Origin of the sequence: Vibrio sp. 10N.286.48.C11 (genome assembly GCF_041469805.1) — a bacterium.
GTDB classification, from domain to species: domain Bacteria; phylum Pseudomonadota; class Gammaproteobacteria; order Enterobacterales; family Vibrionaceae; genus Vibrio; species Vibrio crassostreae_C.
Window position 1 is genome coordinate 23,353 of record NZ_JBFRLK010000081.1, and the last position, 18,301, is coordinate 41,653.

Consider the following 18,301-nt stretch of genomic DNA (forward strand, 5'->3'; position numbering starts at 1 on the left):
TGAATCCTGATTGGCTCTATTCTTGAAACTTGTTTTCATCAGCAGGGACATTCAGAATTTGCAGTGCGCCCTTCATGATTTCAGAAAAAACAGGGGCTGCGACCGAGCCACCATAGTAGAGGTCACCTTGAGGTTCATTGATCATCACAACCAAAGAGACTCTTGGGTCACTCACTGGAGCAACACCTGCGGTATAGGCGAAGTACTCGTCTCCATAACCACCGGAAATCGCTTTTCTAGATGTACCTGTTTTTGCTGCTACTCGGTAACCCGGCACGGCAGCTCTTGTCGCTGTACCGCCCTTTTGGGTTACGCCTTCTAGCATGTTCAAAACCAACTCAGCATTTTCGCGCTTGATGATCTGTTTTGAGAAATCTTGGTCGTTGCTTTTAACGATATGGATAGGTTCGTAAACACCGTGATTCGCTAACGTCGCATAGGCATGAGCCAATTGCAGCGGAGTAATCGCTAGACCATAACCAAAGGATAAGGTAGCGATTTCAAACTTAGACCAGCGTCGACGGTTCGGGAAAATACCCGCGGTCTCACCGACTAGATTCAGCCCAGACATCTCGCCAAGACCAACAGAACTGTACATGCCCAGTAGCGCTTCAAGTGGCATATCCAGTGCTAACTTCGCCACACCGATGTTACTCGACTTCTTAAGGATTAACGCCAAGTCTGCCTTACCAACTTTGGAAGTATCACGTACACGGCTACCACCGATTTGCATGATGCCGTTACCCGTATCAATTACAGTATCAGCATCCGCGGTACCATTTTCGAGAGCGGCAAGAACAACAAACGGCTTAACCGTCGAACCTGGCTCAAAAGCATCGGTGATCACGCGGTTACGCATCTTAAAGCTTTGTAAATCAGCACGATTGTTTGGGTTGTAAGACGGTGCGTTAACCATGGCCAAAACCGCACCCGTTTTTACGTCTAATAAGATGGCAGATCCAGACGTCGCCTTGTGATCGGCTACCGCCTGTTTAATCGCTCGATAAGCGATGGCTTGTAAGCGCTGATCGATGGTCAATTCGAGTGGTTTACCTTCTTCACGCTCTTCTAGTGCAATGTTTTCAACTACTCGCCCGTAACGGTCTTTACGGATTGTACGTTTACCTGCTTCACCCGTGAGCCACTTATCGTAGCTGCGCTCGACACCTTCTAGGCCGTGTCCATCAATTCCGGTCACACCAATAAGATGCGCGCTGACTTCACCGGCTGGGTAATAACGACGTGATTCTGCTTTAAGACCAATACCCACCAGCTTTAAGTCGCGGATGTATTTCGCCATTGCTGGGCTAACTTGTCTTTGTAGGTAGATAAAACGACGAGATTTGTCGCTGGAGATCTTGTTGATCATCGATTGTCGATCTAAGCCAAGTACATCAGCTAGCGCATACCAACGATCAATTTGGGCCATGCCATTTTTATCGAAGATGGTTTTCGGGTCAGCCCATACCGCCTCAACAGGCACACTGACGGCAAGTGGTTCGCCATTGCGGTCTGAAATAATACCGCGGGCAGAAGGAATAGCCTTAACACGTACAGAACGAAGGTCGCCCTGACGAATTAAGTTATCTGGTTCAATGACTTGGATGTAAGCCACACGACCTACTAGTACAGAAAAGGCAACCAACACAAAAGCAATAACGACGTTGAAACGCCATTTAATCAGAATTGGATCCGAGTCCTTTTCGCTCTTCACTCGCTCTTTCGTTGGTTTCTTAACGGCTTTCGCGGGGGCTTTTTCCTTTTTTCCGGTCATTTCAGTGTGATCACAACTTCTTTGTCGGAGTCTGGACGTTTCATGTCTAGCTCTCGTTTTGCCGATGCTTGAACGCGGCTATGTTCAGCCAGAGCCGTCTCTTCAAGCATTAAATTTCGCCATTCATTATCAAGCTGTTCACGCTCACTCAATGCCATGTCTTTTTGCGTGATTGCCTGACGTGACATGTGTGTCGTGAGAACGACCCCCATCGCGCTCGCGAAGATACAGATAAGCAGCACCAATGGGACTTTACCCACGGAGATCAAATCAAAAAATATTATCTTGGCTAAGTTAGGTTTGGAGGTCTTCATTGACTATAGCTTTTCTGCGATTCGTAATACTGAGCTACGCGAACGAGTATTCTCATCCACTTCATCTTTAGAAGGCTTGATCGCTTTACCAACAGGCTTAAGATCAGCACTGCCTAGCGCTTTGATCTGCTCTTCTGTTAGTGGCAGGCCATGTGGTACTTGCGGACCTTGGCTCTCTTTACGGATAAAGCGCTTCACCATGCGGTCTTCAAGAGAGTGAAAGCTAATAACAGACAAACGGCCTTGAGGAGCAAGAATGCTTGCTGCGCCTTTCAGGGCTGTATCGATCTCTTCAAGTTCACTGTTGATGTAGATACGGAAGGCTTGGAAAGCACGTGTTGCTGGGTGCTTTTTCTCTTTGAAGCTTTTTGGAGCTACATCCGAGATAAGCTTAGCCAACTGACCGGTACGCGTTAGTGGTTCGTTCTCTTCATTCTCTTGATAAGCAATGATGCCTTTCGCGATACGACGAGCGTGTTTGTCTTCACCGAACTCACGAATAACCCATGTGATGTCATCAAGATCGGCTTCAACTAACCACTGAGAGACAGGAATACCGGTTGTTGGGTCCATACGCATATCAAGCGGACCGTCTTTCATGAAGCTAAAGCCACGCTCAGCGTCATCTAGCTGTGGTGAAGAAACACCTAGATCCAGTAACACACCATCCACTTGACCGACTAAGTCATAACGCTCTGCATATTCAGCCATACCTGAGAACGGGCCGTGAATAATCGTAAAACGAGGGTCATCAATCTTTTGCGCTTCTGCAATCGCTTGTGGATCGCGGTCAATACTAAAGAGTCGTCCATTCTCGCCCAGTTTAGACAGGATTGTACGGCTGTGACCACCACGGCCAAAAGTACCATCGATGTAGGTACCGTCAGGTTTGATCGCAAGTCCGTCAATAGATTCGTTAAGCAATACTGAAATATGTTTGAATGCTTCTGTCATAGTCTTCTCAGTGAGTGGATTGAGCCATTAGTTCGGCAATAATTTGTTCTATTAACGTTTTAGTGTACTGATTTCACGCCGTATCTCCACCATATTGTGTATAGGCTTTGGGAATTTTTGACCCAAGCTCATATCAGGGTGAAGGATTCTAAGGAAATCTAAATAAATTACGTCAATATAAAGCAAAAAACCCATCACTACCGTTAAGTAATGATGGGTTCTTTATATAGGTGGAGTTGACACATACGCCGGGTTCTGTTCCGCTTGCGCGGCGGTAACCATTCGTCTAGGCCTGCAATCGCTCACAGGCTCAAGCAATCTACCCGCCCCCATACGCGAGCAACGCAATGTGAGGGCCTATTTGATCTTGCTCCGGGTGGAGTTTACCTTGCTACGAACTGTTGCCAGTCGCACGGTGCGCTCTTACCGCACCCTTTCAGCCTTACCTGTGCCCCTTCCGAAGAAATGAGGCCATCGGCGGTCTTCTCTCTGCTGCACTTGTCGTGGGCTCGCGCCCCCCAGACGTTATCTGGCACCCTGCTCTATGGAGCCCGGACGTTCCTCCCCTCTGCCAGTCTCCCGAAGGACTTCAACGTCAGTTTCCCGAAGGACCTCAACGTCAGTCTCCCGAAGGACATCAGCAAAGCAGCGATTACCCGTTCAACTCCGAGGGCGGATTGTATAGAGATTAGAGTGCAGTGTCTAGCGAGATCACAAATATGCTGCAAACCGCTAAGTAAACGCATGAATTTCACACAATCCAGACAAAAAAAGAGGAATGAAGGGACGACCTTCATTCCTCACAAGCTTTTCAATACAGGTTAGCTACTCTATAAAGAGGTTTCTAGTGGTCTAGATGCTCTAGGCCCCATTTGTATAACGCGTTCTTTTTCAGATTGTAGATTTCAGCTGTCATTGCCGCCGCTTTTTTAAGAGGCAGCTCTTTGGTTAGAATGCCTAGTGTGCGAGTCGCTTCGTCTGGCAGTTCTGTGCTCGCTTCTTCACGGTGGCCGTGAATCAGTAACACCATCTCACCGCGTTTACGGTTCGAATCTTCTTCAATCCACTCAATCAACTCACCCAGTGGCAATCCTTGAATTGTTTCGAAGGTTTTAGTTAGCTCACGCGCCAATACAACCTCACGGTCAGGGCCAAGAATCTCAAGCATGTCTTGCAAAGAGTCTGAAATACGGTGTGGTGATTCATAGAAGATGCAGGTGCGCTCTGCCTTTGCGATCTCTAAGAACTTGTCTTTACGACCTTTGCTTTTGGGCGGTAAGAAGCCTTCAAAGCTGAAACGATCTGACGGTAAACCAGAAGCACTTAACGCGGTAATCACAGCACAAGCACCAGGAAGTGGCACAACTCTCACACCCGCTTGACGACATTGTGAGACAAGATGGTAACCTGGGTCACTAATTAAAGGAGTACCCGCATCAGAGACTAATGCGATAGACTGACCTTCTAATAACCTTTCGACTAGAACTTGCGCTTTAGTTTGTTCATTATGATCATGTAAAGCGAACGTTCTGGTTGATATATTGAAGTGAGCAAGCAGCTTACCCGTGTGGCGTGTGTCTTCGGCTGCAATAACATCGACACTTGATAAAATTTCAATTGCTCTTTGAGTGATATCTCCCAAATTTCCGATTGGGGTTGGCACAATGTAGAGAGTTGGGCTCTCTGTGAGCAAGGTTTTGTTATCTGTCATTTGTTTACCATCACTTCAACGATTAATATAGATACAAATTTATACGGAATTTAAAGAACTCATGGCAACGATGAACCATAAGAGACTCAGTGTACCACGCTTACTAACTCCAATTGCATTAGCAATTACATTGGCGGCTTGTTCTTCAGGTCCTCAAGCACCAACGAGCGTTGATATTACACTAGATCCAGCGCAATCAACTGAAAGTTACATGATGCAGGCGGATAGTAGCAAAGGAAGTCTACAAAACGACTGGTTAATCATGGCGCTTAAGGCTTCTGTGCAAGTTGGAAAAACCGATCAAGCAACTCTGCTGATTAAACGCTTAGCAAAACAAGAGCTGAGCGAAACGCAACAAGCGGAATGGCAATTAGCGCGCGCTCAGCTGCTGGTGAATAACTCACAGCCAGATCAAGCTTATAGCCAACTAAACTTCCAGCCTTGGTGGAAGCTTCCGAACGAGCAGTGGAAAGATTATCACGAGCTACGCGCGAACATCTCAGAGATGAAGAGTGAGTATTTCGAGGCAAGCCGTGAGTTAGTGCTCTATTCAGAGTACCTAGAGGCTGACGACGAGCTTCAACAGCAAACTGCCGACCGTATTTGGCAAAACCTGCATAGCTACTCTCAATACGAGATTCTAGAACTGAAAACATCACCGACAGAAGATGTGCTTTCAGGTTGGTTACAACTGGCAATCTACATGAAGACGCTGAACTCAAATCTTCCAAACCTGCAGGAAACCTTATCGGATTGGTTAGCCGAGAATCCTCAGCACCCAGCTGCTACTTACACACCTCAGGCGATCACCGACATCTTGGCGCTAGAGATCAGCAAGCCAACCAGCACTGCACTGTTGCTGCCGCTAACGGGTAAATACGGTAAGCAAGCACAACTGGTACGTGATGGCTTCATCTTTGCGATGATGAACGACAAAGAACGTGAAGAAGATGCAACGCTGACAGTAATGGATACCAACGTGCAAAGTGCTGCTGAGATTAAAGCGACACTGGAAGAGAACAACGTTGATTTCATTGTGGGTCCGCTGATCAAGAGCAACATTACTAAGCTTCAGCAAGCGCAGAAAAACCACGAGAATTCGATTCCAGCTTTAGCTCTGAACATTCCAACGCAACTAGAACCTGATACCAATATTTGCTATCTCGCTCTATCGCCTGAACAAGAAGTTGCTCAGGCAGCGAAACACCTATTTGCTCAAGGCTACAAGTATCCGCTTATCCTTGCGCCAAGAGGACGTTTAGGTGAGCGTGTTGAGCAAGCGTTTAAAGAAGAGTGGAAAAAATACAGCAGCAACGATGTTGCTATCAGCTTATTCTCTGACAAACGCCAACTGCAACGTAATGTGAATCAGGTATTCGGCCTGCAAGAGAGCCAACAGCGTATCGCTCAAATGGACGGGTTACTGAACCTAGACCTAGAAACAGAGCCACGCAGCCGTCGTGATATCGATTCTGTTTACATTGTGGCTAAGAACTCAGAGCTAACGCTAATCAAACCCTTCATTGAAGTTGCAATTAACCCTGATGCTAGCCAGCCCGCTCTTTTCTCAAACTCACGCAGCAACAGCGGTGATAAGCAGTATGAAGACCTAACCGGTGTGTTCTACAGCGATATCCCACTATTAGTTGAGAATAAAAACGAGCTTAATAAAGAGCTCAACGACCTATGGCCTGCACACTCAAACGGCCAAAAACGCTTGCAAGCACTGGGAATGGATGCTTACTACCTAATGGATGCACTGCCACAGATGAAAGCAGTGCAAGGTTACAGCATTCCAGGTGAAACGGGTGTGTTAACCATCGATAACAACTGTGTAGTTCAACGTGAAATCAGCTGGGCAGAGCATGGGGCTTTTTAGCCGAAAGTTCCTATCCAAACCAACCATCACCCACAAACAAGTGGGTGATAAATACGAGGCCGTGGCAAAATCTTATCTGATTAACCACGGTTTATCGTTAATAGAAGAAAACTTCATAGCAAAATGTGGCGAGATTGATCTTATAATGCGCCATAACAATACGGTTGTGTTTGCTGAGGTAAAATACCGCAAGCAAACCCGCTACGGACATGCCGCTGAAATGGTGACTGCCAAGAAGTCACAGAAACTGCTCAAAACAGCCAATGTTTGGCTTATGCAGCAAGGCTTGTCGGTGCACTCTACAGATTTCAGGTTTGATATTGTTGCCATTGAAGGGCCGAATGACACTATCAACTGGATTCAAAACGCGATTACCCAAGGATAAACATGCTAGACAGCATTAAAGAAAGTTTCACAGAAAGTATTCAAATCCAAATTGCGGCTGCAGAAGCTCTGCCTGACGCAATCACGCATGCCGCTCAAGCAATGGTTGCGACCTTGCTTAACGGAAACAAAATTCTTTGTTGTGGTAATGGTGGTTCGGCGTCGAATGCTCAACAATTTGTATCGTGCCTACTCAACCGGTTTGAAACAGAGCGCCCTAGCCTTCCAGCAATGGCACTCACAGCAGACAACACCACGCTAACGGCTGTGGCTAACGACTACCACTATGAAGAGATCTTCTCTAAGCAGGTGCGTGCATTCGGTCAAACTGGCGATATTCTGTTGGCTATCTCGACTAGCGGTAACAGCAAGAACATCATCAAGGCAATGGAAGCGGCGGTAACTCGCGACATGACCATCATCGCCTTTACCGGTAAAGATGGTGGTGAGATGGCAGGTTTGCTTGGTGAACACGATGTAGAGATTCGTATCCCGTCACACCGTACAGCGCGCATTCATGAAGTACACATGGTGACACTGCACTGCCTATGTGACCTAATCGATCAAGTACTCTTCCCTGCCCACGAAGAGTGATATACGGAGCATCACAATGAAATCATTAACCTCTATGAGGCTTTTTAAGCTGATTAATGTTTCGCTACTTACACTGTCTCTGTCTGGTTGTGCTGGCATTTTCATTGCTGGTGCTGCAACTACTGCAAACCTAGTCACGGATACGCGAACAACCAAAGAGATTTGGAACGACAACAACATCGAATTTGAAGTTGCAGCGATTACCAATAAACAACCATTCCGTGGCAATGTACGTGTCACCGCAAGCTCATACCGAGGTTCAGTGGTGTTGATGGGGCAAGCAACCACAGATTCAGAACGTCGCGCTTTTGAAAACCAAGCCAAAGAAGTGGCTGGCGTTGAGAGCATCCACAATCAAGTTCGAGTGAAAGAACCTTTGTCTGTAAGTGCTATCAGTAAAGACAGCTGGATTACCACTAAGGTGAAATCAGCTCTGCTTGCGAATGCTGAGCTTAACGGCATCAAAGTAAAAGTGATTACTGAGGATTCAGAAGTATTCCTACTTGGACTCGTGACTAGAGAGCATGCCGATATCGCGACAGAAGTTGCGCGTAACATATCTGGCGTAAAACAGGTTATTCGAGCGTTTGAATACGGTGAAGAAGAGACGGCTGTTAACTAGCCGTAAGCCAGTCAACTAAATGCGATATAGCAGAAAAGAAAAAGCAGCGACGAGTCGCTGCTTTTTTATTTGGTTCGTTATCTAATACCAATCGTAGTAAATAATCTATCATTCTAGCTTGTTAAAAATTTCGATAACTGCGTTAGAATTTTTGATTGTAGAATAACTACTTATCAAAAAATTCCGCCTTGCTCTCAAGCTTTTTTCCTGCGCTATTTCTGATCACTTACTTACTGTGATTGGTATAACTAACGTTATTTGATAACACGAAGGCTTGGGCGACCTTTCGCTGGACGAGGTGGCTCAGGATCTGAGTCTGGCTCTTCAGCATCTACGTCTGCCGTTGCTACGCTCAAAGATGGGCCTTTTTCTGGTTCTTCAAAAGGACTTTCTTCAATCCCTTCTTCAAACGCTTCCATGTAAGCCTCTTCAGGTTCAAACATGGTACCAGCACCATTTTCACGAGCATAAATCGCTTGTACTGCGTAAAGCGGAACGATCACAGAGTGTGGACGACCACTAAAGCGAGCACTAAACGTCACAGCTTCGTTACCCAGTTCAAGTTGTCCAACCGCACGAGGCGCGATGTTCAGAATGATCTGACCATCTTGAACAAACTCTTCTGGAACTCGCACACCCGGTAATGTTGCTTCAACAACAAGGTGTGGAGTTAGTTCGTTATCAACCAGCCACTCATAAAATGCACGAAGCATGTATGGTCGGCGTGGAGTCATATTAGAAATATCCATAAACGCTTAGCGAACGAGTCGCATCTCACGCTCAGCTTCAGTTAGAGAAGCTAGGAATGAATCACGTTCGAATACGCGGTTCATGTAAATCTTAAGCTCTTTAGAACCAGGACCAATTAGTTCGATACCAAGCTCAGGTAAACGCCATAATAGCGGAGCTAGGTAACAATCAATTAGGCTAAACTCTTCGCTCATGAAGTATTCATACTCAGCGAAGATAGGAGCAAGAGTCAGTAGGTCGTTGCGCAGTTTAACGCGAGCTGCTTCAGATTCTTCAGCGTTGCCTTTAACGATCTTCTCTGCAACTGAATACCAGTTACGCTCAATGCGGTACATCATTAGACGGCTGTTACCACGAGCAACCGGGTATACAGGCATCAACGGTGGGTGAGGGAAACGCTCATCTAGGTATTCCATGATGATCTTCGAGTCATATAGAGCAAGCTCACGATCAACAAGAGTAGGTACTGATTTGTACGGGTTCAGTTCAACAAGCTCTGCTGGTAGATTTTTTTCATCAACCAACTCAACTTCAACACTTACGCCTTTTTCAGCAAGAACGATGCGCACCTGATGGCTATACATATCAGAAGCACTTGAGAAAAGAGTCATTACAGAACGTTTATTGGCAGCTACAGCCATGGAGCCCTCCAGTACACTTTAAATAAAAACAATGGAGGCCTAAAGCCTCCATTGAACATTAACATAATTTGGGAATTAGCACGGTATTATAGCACAATTAGTGCACATCACGCCAATACTCTTTCTTCAGCAAAATCACGATGATAGTGAAGATTACTAAGAAGGCCATTACCCACCAACCCATCGCGTGACGCTCAAGTTGAACTGGGTCGCCCGAGTAAACCAAAAAGTTAACAAGGTCACGAACTGCTTCGTCGTATTCACCAGCACTTAATTCGCCAGAGCCATCAGTCTCAGTGCCAACAACAACCGTCACTTCCTCGCCATCTACCATATGAGTATCGTAGATTGGTGTTGGGATACCTTGCAGTTCTTCAAGAACGTGCGGCATACCAACGCTTGGGAAAACAATGTTGTTCACGCCAAATGGACGAGACGGATCTTCATAGAAAGTACGAAGGTAAGTGTACAGCCAGTCTGCGCCACGAACACGAGCAACCAATGTTAGGTCTGGTGGCGGAGCACCAAACCAACTTGCCGCTTGATCAGAAGGCATAGCATTAACCATCAAGTCACCGATTTTCGCTTCAGGGTCGAAAATCAGGTTTTCCTTCATAAGATCAACAGGGATCTCTAAATCATTCGCAACACGTTCATAGCGCTGGTACTGCGTTGAGTGACAAGCAAAACAGTAGTTCATGAACATTTTAGCGCCATTTTGCAATGAAGCTTTGTCTGTTAAATCATTGTTCGCTTTATCTAATGGTACGTTTGCACCCGCTGCCATCGCCAGTGACGGCAACATAGCAAATAAAATTACAATCCACTTTTTCATTTGAATGTCACCCTTTCTGGTAATGGTTTCGTCGCTTCATTTTTACTGTAGAACCACAGTAGAACGAAGAACATGAAGTAACCTAAGCTAAAGATTTGAGCCAGTAGCGTGTATGTTGGCGTTGCTGGAAGCGCACCAAGTACACCAAGCGCAATAAAGCTTATTGTGAATTGGATGATATTAATCAAATGCAGTTTGCTACGGTAACGGTAAGAACGCACTTTACAACGGTCGAACCATGGTAGTAGGAATAGCACAACAATAGATGCGCCCATTGCTACAACACCTAGCAACTTATCAGGAACAGCACGCAGAATTGCGTAAAACGGCGTGAAGTACCATACCGGAGCGATGTGCTCTGGTGTTTTCAGTGGGTTAGCAGCTTCAAAGTTTGGCGGCTCAAGGAAGAATCCACCCATCTCTGGGTTAAAGAACAGCACATAACAGAAGAAGAATAGGAAACCGGCCACACCAACCATATCTTTCACAGTCCCGTATGGGTGGAAAGGAATAGAGTCAATGATGTCGTATTTCTTAGTGTAATCTTTGTGGAATGGGAACTGAGTTTTGTAGTCGTCGCCCATTGTGCCTTTAGGAAGTTTCGTCTCGATACCGTCTGGGTTGTTCGAACCCACTTCGTGCAGTGCTAGTACGTGAAGTACGATAAGCAGCAGAAGTACGATTGGTAGAGCGATAACGTGCAGTGCGAAGAAACGGTTCAGCGTTGCACCAGAGATGATGTAGTCACCACGGATCCAAAGCGTTAGGTCATCACCGATAACAGGGATCGCACCAAACAGAGAAATGATTACCTGAGCACCCCAGTAAGACATTTGACCCCATGGTAATAGGTAACCCATGAAAGCCTCAGCCATAAGCACTAAGAAGATCAACATACCGAAGATCCAAAGTAGCTCACGAGGTTTTTGGTAAGAACCGTAGATTAGGCCACGGAACATGTGCAGGTAGATAACAACGAAGAATGCCGAAGCACCTGTTGAGTGCATGTAACGTAGTAGCCAACCGTATTCCACATCACGCATGATGTATTCAACAGAAGCAAATGCACCCTCACCTGACGGTACGTAGTTCATTGTTAGCCAAATACCCGTAAGGATTTGGTTAACCAGTACCAACATTGCCAAAGAACCGAAAAGGTACCAAAAGTTAAAGTTCTTAGGCATTGGGTATTCAGATAAATGCTTTTTATAAGCATTCATCGCGGGTAGACGTTTCTCTACCCAATCAAGCAATCCTTGCATTACGCGTCTCCCTCGTCCACACCGATCATGATCTTAGTGTCACTCAAATACATATGCTTTGGTACAACAAGATTCAATGGAGCTGGTACGCCTTGGAATACTCGACCTGCCATATCAAACTTTGAACCATGACAAGGACAGAAGAAACCAGACTTAACACCCTGAACTTGTTCTGCAAAAGAATCCGGCAGGTAAGTTGGAGAACAACCTAAGTGCGTACAGAAACCAACAGCAACGAAGAATTCCGGCTTAATTGAACGGAACTCGTTCTGTGCGTATTCTGGTTGTTGTTCAGCTTCAGATTGAGGGTCACGAAGTTGACCACCGATCGCTTTTAGGTTCTCGAGTACCGACTCAGCACGGCGTACAACCCATACAGGTTTACCTTGCCACTCGACACGAACCATTTGTCCCGGTTCTAACTTACTGACTTCCACTTCCACCGGCGCGCCCGCAGCTTTCGCCTTGGCACTCGGATTCCATGATTTAATAAAAGGCACGGCTACAGCAGCTGCTCCTAAACCACCAACAACGGCTGTTGTTGCGGTTAAGAAACGCCTGCGACCGTTATTTAAAGGCGCGTTGCTCATCCAAACATTCTCCCATTTGCTCCTTGTGGATTGAAATAATTCCGATTAAAGAGCATGGCTAACAAAATATGTATTTAGTTCTATTTATTGACGGCAAATGATAAATAAAACCCTACTTTTTGACAAGATAAAGCTACCTTTTTGTAACAATCATGAGGCAAAGCGCACATTGGGTTACAAAAGCTTTCTAAATATAAGAATTTGGAAATAAAACGAGGGAGGGAAAGCGTTTAGAGGGGGTATAAAAACAAAAAGCCCGGCATATAGCCGAGCTTTGAACCACAATTCCAGTCGTAAAACTGGGGGCGTGTACTTTTTCGTAAAGAAAAATTAACGCTTAGAGAATTGAGGTTTACGACGTGCTTTACGTAGACCAACTTTCTTACGTTCAACGCAACGAGCGTCACGAGTAACGTAGCCAGCTGCACGTAGAGCAGGACGTAGAGTTTCATCGTACTCCATAAGAGCGCGAGTGATACCGTGGCGGATTGCGCCAGCTTGACCAGAAATACCACCACCAGAAACAGTGATGTAAAGGTCAAGTTTCTCAGTTAGTTCAACTAGCTCAAGAGGTTGCTTAACAACCATACGAGAAGTTGGACGACCGAAGTAAACATCAAGGCTACGCTTGTTGATTACGATCTCACCAGAGCCTGGTTTGATGAAAACACGAGCTGCTGAGCTTTTGCGACGACCAGTGCCGTAGTATTGATTCTCTGCCATTTTCATAATCCCCTTAGATGTCTAGTACTTGTGGCTGTTGAGCAACATGGTTGTGCTCAGTACCAGCGTACACTTTAAGCTTACGGTACATCGCGCGGCCTAGAGGACCACGTGGAAGCATACCTTTAACTGCTAGTTCTAGAACCATTTCTGGTTTCTTAGCAATTAGCTTTTCAAAAGTGATAGTTTTAAGACCACCTGGGAACTCTGAGTGACGGTAGTAAACCTTACCCTTAGCTTTGTTACCAGTTACAGCAACTTTCTCAGCGTTAACAACGATGATGTAATCACCAGTGTCTACGTGAGGAGTGTATTCTGCTTTGTGCTTGCCGCGTAGGCGAGAAGCGATTTCACTTGCTAGACGGCCAAGAGTTTTGCCTTCAGCGTCTACAACATACCAGTCGCGTTTTACAGTTTCTGGTTTAGCAACGAAAGTTTTCATGCTAATAATTACCTATTTAAAAAATTTACACTTAAGGAATACTCGCGTATTCCCACTGTCTAAGAGTTACCATTCATCACCCCTTCGAGTGTTGGAAAACTCTTGGCATAACGTGATTTTACTCATCGCTAGAGGCCCGCAGTAACGGTAGGTCGCAGGATTATAGAGAAGAGCGAAGAAAAAATCACCTCTTTTTGAACAAAATCACGATTTTTTTAATTCTATTTCTTATTCGAGATAATCAAAGCTAACTTAAGTGTTCTTTTGCCAAATATTCATGGCTCTGCATTTCAATTAAACGCGACTGACAACGTTTAAATTCAAACTCTAGCTGACCATGGGTGTATAGCTTTTCTAGCTCCACTTCCGCTGAAATAATCAGCTTCACATTGCGCTCGTAGAACTCATCAACTAATGCAATGAAGCGCCTCGCAGCGTCATCTGAAGTCGCGCCCATTTGCAATACATCCGCCAATAGAACTGTGTGATAAACCCGAGACAACTCAATATAGTCGTTCTGGCTACGAGCCGACTGACAAAGCTGAGCAAAGGTACCATGCAGTACGCCATCACTCGCTTCGACTACATCTAATTGACGGTGGTTAACCTCTATCTGCTTAAGCTTCTCTTTATCTTCACCAACGAGCTGAGCGTAATACTTTTCGAGATTAATATTCGCTTGGCTATCTAGCGGGTAATGGTAAATCTCAGCCTGTTCTAAGGTACGTAGACGATAGTCAATACCACTATCGACATTAAGGATATGACAGTTGTCTTGAATGAGCTTGATGGCAGGTAAGAAACGCGCTCGCTGTAACCCGTTGCGATACAGATCCGCAGGTGGAATATTAGAGGTCGCAACCAAGATAGCGTTTCGAGCGAATAACTCTTGGAACAAGGTTCCTAGGATCATCGCATCGGTGATGTCTGAAACAAAGAATTCGTCGAAACAGATAATGTCCGCTTCTTCCTTCAACTTGTCTGCGACTAAAGGCAATGGATCACTCACATTACCTAGCGCCTTTAGCTCATCATGAACTCGATACATAAAGCGGTGAAAGTGAACACGCAATTTTTTAGTGGTCGGTAAGGCATCATAGAACGTATCCATTAGGTACGTTTTCCCTCGCCCTACGCCACCCCAAAAATAGAGACCTTTCGGTGGTTGTGGCAGTTCTGGCTTTTTGCCTAGTAATTTCTGGAAGCGAGTCAGTTGAGGAATGGGCGTATTCATGTAATCTTGAAATTGATGAAAGAGTTCATCTAAAGATTTTACGGCTTGCTCTTGTGCTGGATCTCTTTGAAATCCATGTTCTTTTATATCTTGTTCGTATTTTTTAATGGGATTCATGACGACATTTCCACAATGAAAGCAATATCAGACAACAACTAAAAATGAGCCCAAACAGTACGAGGAATAACGTGATGTGGTGAATAATTCAGCATCAAACTGCTAACTAGCGCACACGCATTTCTCTTTATACTGCGGCTTTCTCATAGTACCATGGAGCCGTATCACGTGTAACTAAGCAGTAACAAACATGTTAAAAAACAATAATAAGGAGCTGTTATGCCTTGGATGTATGCCGTTGCCGGTTTACTAGTCGGAGTTATTTTAGGGGTCGCTATTTCTCGTCTCATGACACCTGAATACAAAAAACAAAAGAACGTACAGAAAGAATTGGATAGCGCAAAGTTTGCCCTTGAGCAGCAGCGACAAGAGCTGGCTGATCACTTTGCGAAATCAGCAGAAATGTTGGACACATTAGGTAAAGACTACACAAAACTGTACCAACACATGGAAAAAACAAGCTCAGAGCTGATTCCTAACCTGCCAGAGCAAGATAACCCGTTTGTGAAAACAGCCGCTGCCCATTCGGACAAGCCACAAGAGAAGCCTTCAGTAAAAGAGGCGACACTTGAGGAACAACCGAAAGATTACGCTAATGGCGCAACCGGTTTATTTACAGAGCAGAAGAAAGAAATCATGAATGCTCCCGATGTTGTTACAGCAAAAGCATCGTAAACATTTAACACTTCTGTGAACTTTACAAAGGTTTTTGAGTCATAACTTTCACTCAGGTCATTTGAAACTTATCATACTTATTAAACGTATAAGAGGGTTAAGACCTTAACTAGAGAGGAGTTTATGATGAAAAAACCTTTGCTTGCTTTATCAGTGCTAACTTTAAGCTTAAGTTCAATCATCACCCCCATTAAAGCAACAGCCGCACTGCCATTAAGTGTGGGTAATGAACAATTACCGAGCCTTGCTCCTATGCTTGAACAAGTGACCCCCGCTGTGGTTAGTATTGCCGTAGAAGGCAAACAGGTACAACGTCAGCAAATCCCTGAACAATTTCAATTCTTTTTTGGTCCAGAACAAACACGAGAGCGTCCCTTCCGCGGATTAGGCTCTGGTGTCATCATTGACGCCGAGAAAGGTCATATCGTGACCAATTACCATGTCATTAATGGTGCGGACGATATCAAAGTAAAACTGCATGATGGTCGAGAGTACGATGCTGAGCTAATCGGCGGCGACCAGATGTCTGATATCGCACTGCTAAAATTAGAAGAAGCCAAAAACCTGACCCAGATAAAAGTCGCAGACTCAGACAAACTAAGAGTTGGTGATTTTAGTGTCGCGATCGGTAACCCATTCGGACTTGGGCAAACCGTGACATCCGGTATTGTTTCTGCACTCGGCCGTAGCGGCCTGAATCTAGAAAACTTTGAAAACTTCATTCAAACCGATGCAGCAATCAACAGCGGCAACTCTGGTGGTGCGCTAGTGAACCTTAACGGTGAGCTAATTGGTATCAACACCGCCATTCTTGGCCCTAACGGAGGTAATGTCGGTATCGGCTTTGCAATCCCTTCTAATATGATGACAAACCTGACAGAACAAATTCTCGACTTCGGTGAAGTAAAACGCGGCATGCTTGGCGTTCAAGGCGGAGAAGTGACCTCTGAATTGGCAGAAGCACTCGGTTATGAATCAAGCAAGGGCGCCTTTGTTAGCCAAATCGTCCCTGACAGCGCAGCCGATAAAGCAGGACTGAAAGCGGGCGATATTATTGTCTCTATTAATGGCAAACGCATTGATACCTTCAGCGAGTTAAGAGCTAAGGTCGCAACACTCGGCGCTGGTAAGCAGATTGAACTGGGTGTGGTTCGTGACGGTAAGAGCAAAACCTTTGATGTGACGCTTGGTGAATCCACCAATAATAAAACACAAGCTGAGAAGCTCCATGAAGGACTAGCTGGTGCTGAGTTAACCAACACAACAGAGAGTGACTCTGCAACGGGCGTCAAGGTATCGAATGTTGCTCAAGGTTCACCAGCCGAAGCCTATCAACTCCTGAAAGATGACATCATCATCGGAGTAAACCGCCAGCCCGTTAAGAACCTTGCTGAGTTTAGAGAGATTCTTGAAAAACAACCTGGTGTACTGGCGCTTAATATCCAGCGAGGCGACCGAACTATCTATCTTGTGATTCGATAGTCTTACGTCAGCGCAATTACAGGGAGGCTCAGTAAGTTTGCTTTAAACTTACTCAGTCTCCCTTTTCTTTAGATCAATCAAAATGCTATGCTTCACTTGTAATCAAATCAGTCATCCATTGATGGAGGCTTCACACCTTACTTGTTGAAGAGGGAAACATGCTGTCCTTTCTATTTCGTTCTATTTCCCTTGGACTCGTTTCAGCGGCGCTTATTCTTCTCGCCTTCCCGAGCTTAAGACCAGCGATTGTCGCTGACGTCACTAGCCCTAAAGTCGATAATATTGGCTCTCTTCAGATTTCATTTAACCAAGCAGTTCGCCGCGCGGCGCCTGCAGTGGTTAACATTTATAGCCGTAAATACGCTGAAAGCGATCGAAACAAACTGCTCACACAAGGTTTGGGCTCTGGGGTGATTGTTAGCGAGAAAGGCTACATCATTACCAACTTCCATGTGGTGGCTCAAGCAGACCAAATAGTTGTGGCACTTCAAGATGGCCGAGTAGCAGCTGCGCAACTTGTCGGTTCAGACAAACGCACCGATATCGCGATACTTAGAGTCAGCGGTGATAATCTACCGGTGATCCCACTCAATCCTAATTACAAAGCCAATGTCGGTGATGTTGTACTGGCTATCGGTAACCCATACAACCTAGGTCAAACAACAACCTTTGGTATCATCTCTGCAACCGGCCGTTCTTCGATCAGTGCCGATGGCCATCAAGCCTTTATCCAGACCGATGCGGCAATCAATGAAGGTAACTCAGGTGGCGCACTGGTGAACTCACAAGGTGAGCTAGTCGGTATCAATACCGCCTCTTTCCAGCAAGCTACCGACATGGAAACCTATGGGATCTCATTCGCTATCCCCTATCCGCTTGCTAATAAAATCATGGAAAAGATCATCGCCGATGGTCGTGTGATTCGTGGCTATATTGGTATCGATGGACAAGACATCAACTCAGTCACCTCACGCATGTTGGGTACTAAGAATATCGGCGGGATCGTTGTGTTGGGGATAGACCCTAATGGTCCGGCTGCCGATGCGGGTTTTGAAGCTCAAGACATTATTGTCAGTATCAACGATAACCAAGTAAATGGTCGCCAGAGTGTAATGGACATCGTTACCGACCTGCGACCTGGTACAGTTATCGATGTGGGTATATTGCGCCAAGGTGAAAGCAAAACCTTAAAGGTGACCATTGCCGAAGATGCTCGCCTGTAGAGCAAACTCTGTAAGCAATGATTCAAGCTGCTAATACACAAGTACAAAAAACCCAGCTCATAGGCTGGGTTTTCTGTAAGCGTGCCATGAACACC

19 protein-coding genes and 1 other RNA gene are annotated in these 18,301 nt (G+C 45.5%); 7 read left to right on the plus strand and 13 right to left on the minus strand.

Annotated features, from left to right (window positions below; translation table 11 throughout):
• Positions 1-16: 16 nt before the first annotated feature.
• The 5 genes from AB4209_RS18485 to rsmI form a co-directional block, all read right to left on the minus strand.
• Positions 17-1,774, minus strand: a complete 1,758-nt coding sequence (locus AB4209_RS18485; RefSeq protein WP_008223684.1) for a peptidoglycan glycosyltransferase FtsI — start codon at positions 1,772-1,774, stop codon at positions 17-19.
• On the minus strand, positions 1,771-2,088 hold the full coding sequence (gene ftsL / locus AB4209_RS18490) for a cell division protein FtsL (protein WP_017062901.1): 318 nt from the start codon (positions 2,086-2,088) through the stop codon (positions 1,771-1,773). The genes AB4209_RS18485 and ftsL overlap by 4 nt, the downstream gene beginning before the upstream one ends.
• A gap of 3 nt (positions 2,089-2,091) precedes the next feature.
• Positions 2,092-3,042: a 16S rRNA (cytosine(1402)-N(4))-methyltransferase RsmH gene (gene rsmH / locus AB4209_RS18495; protein WP_017062902.1), complete on the minus strand. Its 951-nt coding sequence runs from the start codon at positions 3,040-3,042 to the stop codon at positions 2,092-2,094.
• A 228-nt stretch (positions 3,043-3,270) separates the two neighbouring features.
• Positions 3,271-3,710: RNase P RNA component class A (gene rnpB / locus AB4209_RS18500), an RNA gene on the minus strand.
• Positions 3,711-3,886: 176 nt separating this feature from the next.
• Positions 3,887-4,753 carry a 16S rRNA (cytidine(1402)-2'-O)-methyltransferase gene (gene rsmI / locus AB4209_RS18505; protein ID WP_171732329.1) on the minus strand — a complete coding sequence of 289 codons (867 nt, stop codon included), beginning with the start codon at positions 4,751-4,753 and terminating at the stop codon, positions 3,887-3,889.
• A 61-nt stretch (positions 4,754-4,814) separates the two neighbouring features.
• Between rsmI and AB4209_RS18510 the strand changes: the two genes are divergently transcribed.
• The 4 genes from AB4209_RS18510 to AB4209_RS18525 are packed head-to-tail and all read left to right on the plus strand — an operon-like array spanning position 4,815 to position 8,232.
• On the plus strand, positions 4,815-6,632 hold the full coding sequence (locus AB4209_RS18510) for a penicillin-binding protein activator (RefSeq protein ID WP_372056832.1): 1,818 nt from the start codon (positions 4,815-4,817) through the stop codon (positions 6,630-6,632).
• Positions 6,619-7,017 carry a YraN family protein gene (locus AB4209_RS18515; protein WP_372056838.1) on the plus strand — a complete coding sequence of 133 codons (399 nt, stop codon included), beginning with the start codon at positions 6,619-6,621 and terminating at the stop codon, positions 7,015-7,017. Before AB4209_RS18510 ends, AB4209_RS18515 begins: the two co-directional genes overlap by 14 nt.
• 2 nt (positions 7,018-7,019) lie before the next feature.
• Entirely contained in the window at positions 7,020-7,610 is a 591-nt protein-coding gene (locus AB4209_RS18520) for a phosphoheptose isomerase (protein ID WP_004729817.1), read from the plus strand.
• A 16-nt stretch (positions 7,611-7,626) separates the two neighbouring features.
• Positions 7,627-8,232, plus strand: a complete 606-nt coding sequence (locus AB4209_RS18525; protein ID WP_017062905.1) for a BON domain-containing protein — start codon at positions 7,627-7,629, stop codon at positions 8,230-8,232.
• 254 nt (positions 8,233-8,486) lie between these two features.
• On the opposite strand, the gene sspB is transcribed toward AB4209_RS18525, so the two are convergent.
• The 8 genes from sspB to zapE all read right to left on the minus strand — a co-directional run bounded on the left by sspB (position 8,487) and on the right by zapE (position 14,826).
• Positions 8,487-8,981 (minus strand): ClpXP protease specificity-enhancing factor, encoded by a 495-nt coding sequence (sspB, locus tag AB4209_RS18530; protein WP_017072808.1) that lies wholly within the window; start codon positions 8,979-8,981, stop codon positions 8,487-8,489.
• Positions 8,982-8,987: 6 nt separating this feature from the next.
• Entirely contained in the window at positions 8,988-9,623 is a 636-nt protein-coding gene (gene sspA / locus AB4209_RS18535; RefSeq protein ID WP_009848943.1) for a stringent starvation protein SspA, read from the minus strand.
• Between the two features lie 97 nt (positions 9,624-9,720).
• On the minus strand, positions 9,721-10,458 hold the full coding sequence (locus AB4209_RS18540; protein ID WP_048614931.1) for a cytochrome c1: 738 nt from the start codon (positions 10,456-10,458) through the stop codon (positions 9,721-9,723).
• A complete protein-coding gene (locus AB4209_RS18545; RefSeq protein WP_017061435.1) occupies positions 10,455-11,720 on the minus strand; it encodes a cytochrome bc complex cytochrome b subunit in 1,266 nt (421 codons plus the stop codon). Before AB4209_RS18545 ends, AB4209_RS18540 begins: the two co-directional genes overlap by 4 nt.
• Positions 11,720-12,310: a ubiquinol-cytochrome c reductase iron-sulfur subunit gene (gene petA / locus AB4209_RS18550; RefSeq protein WP_010434692.1), complete on the minus strand. Its 591-nt coding sequence runs from the start codon at positions 12,308-12,310 to the stop codon at positions 11,720-11,722. The genes AB4209_RS18545 and petA overlap by 1 nt, the downstream gene beginning before the upstream one ends.
• A gap of 330 nt (positions 12,311-12,640) precedes the next feature.
• Positions 12,641-13,033 carry a 30S ribosomal protein S9 gene (gene rpsI, locus AB4209_RS18555; RefSeq protein ID WP_004740758.1) on the minus strand — a complete coding sequence of 131 codons (393 nt, stop codon included), beginning with the start codon at positions 13,031-13,033 and terminating at the stop codon, positions 12,641-12,643.
• Positions 13,034-13,046: 13 nt separating this feature from the next.
• Complete coding sequence (rplM, locus tag AB4209_RS18560) at positions 13,047-13,475, minus strand: 50S ribosomal protein L13 (protein WP_010434689.1); 429 nt, start codon at positions 13,473-13,475, stop codon at positions 13,047-13,049.
• A gap of 247 nt (positions 13,476-13,722) precedes the next feature.
• A complete protein-coding gene (gene zapE / locus AB4209_RS18565; RefSeq protein ID WP_372056834.1) occupies positions 13,723-14,826 on the minus strand; it encodes a cell division protein ZapE in 1,104 nt (367 codons plus the stop codon).
• 219 nt (positions 14,827-15,045) lie between these two features.
• Here zapE and zapG point away from each other — a divergent pair, with 219 nt between their 5' ends.
• The 3 genes from zapG (at position 15,046) to degS (ending at position 18,206) form a co-directional block, all read left to right on the plus strand.
• Positions 15,046-15,501 (plus strand): Z-ring associated protein ZapG, encoded by a 456-nt coding sequence (gene zapG / locus AB4209_RS18570; protein WP_017061432.1) that lies wholly within the window; start codon positions 15,046-15,048, stop codon positions 15,499-15,501.
• A gap of 126 nt (positions 15,502-15,627) precedes the next feature.
• The gene (locus tag AB4209_RS18575) at positions 15,628-16,983 is read left to right on the plus strand and encodes a Do family serine endopeptidase (RefSeq protein ID WP_017061431.1); all 1,356 of its coding nucleotides are present in this window, start codon (positions 15,628-15,630) and stop codon (positions 16,981-16,983) included.
• A gap of 158 nt (positions 16,984-17,141) precedes the next feature.
• Positions 17,142-18,206, plus strand: a complete 1,065-nt coding sequence (gene degS, locus AB4209_RS18580) for an outer membrane-stress sensor serine endopeptidase DegS (protein ID WP_171732331.1) — start codon at positions 17,142-17,144, stop codon at positions 18,204-18,206.
• Positions 18,207-18,301: the final 95 nt, after the last annotated feature.